General features: G+C 36.8%; 2 protein-coding genes. One reads left to right on the forward strand and one right to left on the reverse strand.

What is annotated here, in order from left to right:
* Positions 1-53: 53 nt before the first annotated feature.
* Entirely contained in the window at positions 54-233 is a 180-nt protein-coding gene (locus OGM63_RS01840; RefSeq protein ID WP_263743793.1) for a hypothetical protein, read from the reverse strand.
* Between the two features lie 58 nt (positions 234-291).
* On the opposite strand from OGM63_RS01840, the gene OGM63_RS01845 reads away from it, so the two are divergent.
* Positions 292-1,371, forward strand: a complete 1,080-nt coding sequence (locus OGM63_RS01845; RefSeq protein ID WP_263743794.1) for an RNA-guided endonuclease InsQ/TnpB family protein — start codon at positions 292-294, stop codon at positions 1,369-1,371.
* The last annotated feature ends 83 nt before the right edge of the window (positions 1,372-1,454 follow it).

Raw genomic sequence — 1,454 nt, forward strand, 5'->3', positions numbered from 1 at the left:
GAGCTAGTCCTAAGACCTCAATAGCATAGACAAGTCTAGACTATTATTGACAACTATTCGTCTACATTTTCAATGAGACTATCAACAAATTCTCTTAGCCGTTCCTTCCAGTCGGGGACGGCTTTTAATTTATCTTTAACGCCTTTTCTCACGTTAAAACAGACTGGCGCTCGATCAAAAGGCTCCTCATTTAAAGGAACAGCACCTAATTTATGTTTTTTCTCAAAAGGCATTGTACATTAATTTAAATATTGCTATATTAATACATAACATACATTGAAGGTCGAATCAATGCTTTTATCCATCAAGACAAAGTTAAAACTAAGCCTCATTCAAGAAACCATTATGAGTAAACATGCAGGTATTGCCCGCTTTACCTATAACTGGGGACTGGCTACTTGGCAACAACTTTATAAAGATGGATTAAAGCCTGACAAATACGTTTTGAAAAAATTCTTCAATAACCATGTCAAACCTGAGTTTACATGGATTAAAGAAAAAGGTATTTGTCAGAAGATAACTCAATACGCTTTTGACCATCTTGGTGATGCTTTCTCTAGATTCTTTGCTCATATTGGTGGATATCCTAATTTTAAAAAGAAAGGACACCACGACTCTTTTACCATAGATGCAAGTGGTAAACCAATTCCAGTAGGCGGTAAATCAATCAAACTCCCTACTATTGGGTGGGTAAAAACATATGAAGGATTACCGCACACAACATGTAAATCAATCACAATATCTCGCACTGCTGATAACTGGTTTATTGCATTTGCTTACGAACAAACCCATGAGCCAACTGTAAAGCAACATGATGTTGTTGTCGGCGTTGACTTAGGTGTTAAAGAATTAGCTACACTGTCCACTGGGGTTGTGTTTCCTAACCCTAAACATTACAAAACACATCTAGAAAAACTTCGTAGATTATCACGAAACTTCGCCAGAAAAACTAAAGGTTCAAACAATAGACAATCATGCAAAATTCAACTAGCAAAACATCATGCCAAGGTAGCGAATCTCAGAAATAATACGATCCATCAAATCACTACTTTCTTATGCAAAAACCACGCCAAAATAGTAGTAGAAGATTTAAATATTTCTGGGATGCTCTCTAACCACAAACTAGCTCAGGTAATTGCTGATTGTGGTTTCCATGAGTTTAAAAGGCAGTTGGAATATAAAGCGAAAAAATTTGGTTGCGAGATAATAATTGCAAGCCGTTGGTTCCCGTCTAGTAAAACCTGTTCAAACTGTGGATATATTCAAGATATGCCACTAAAAGAAAGAATTTACAACTGTGGAAGTTGTGGTCATTCAATAGACAGGGATTTGAACGCGGCAATAAATTTATCACGCTTGGCTAAAGCGTGAAAGCTTACTGAGGGATAACCGCTCCCATGCTCCTGATGAAGTAAGAAGTAAATGTCTAGACTTGTCTAGGATTTATATAGCAG

It is taken from the genome of Plectonema radiosum NIES-515 (assembly GCF_025753815.1).
Lineage (GTDB): Bacteria > Cyanobacteriota > Cyanobacteriia > Cyanobacteriales > Nostocaceae > Hassallia > Hassallia radiosum_A.

Bases quoted from the DNA above. Each gene is read 5' to 3' on its own strand.
- OGM63_RS01840 (WP_263743793.1), bottom strand. From the start codon at position 233: ATGCCTTTTGAGAAAAAACATAAATTAGGTGCTGTTCCTTTAAATGAG.
- OGM63_RS01845 (WP_263743794.1), top strand. From the start codon at position 292: ATGCTTTTATCCATCAAGACAAAGTTAAAACTAAGCCTCATTCAAGAA.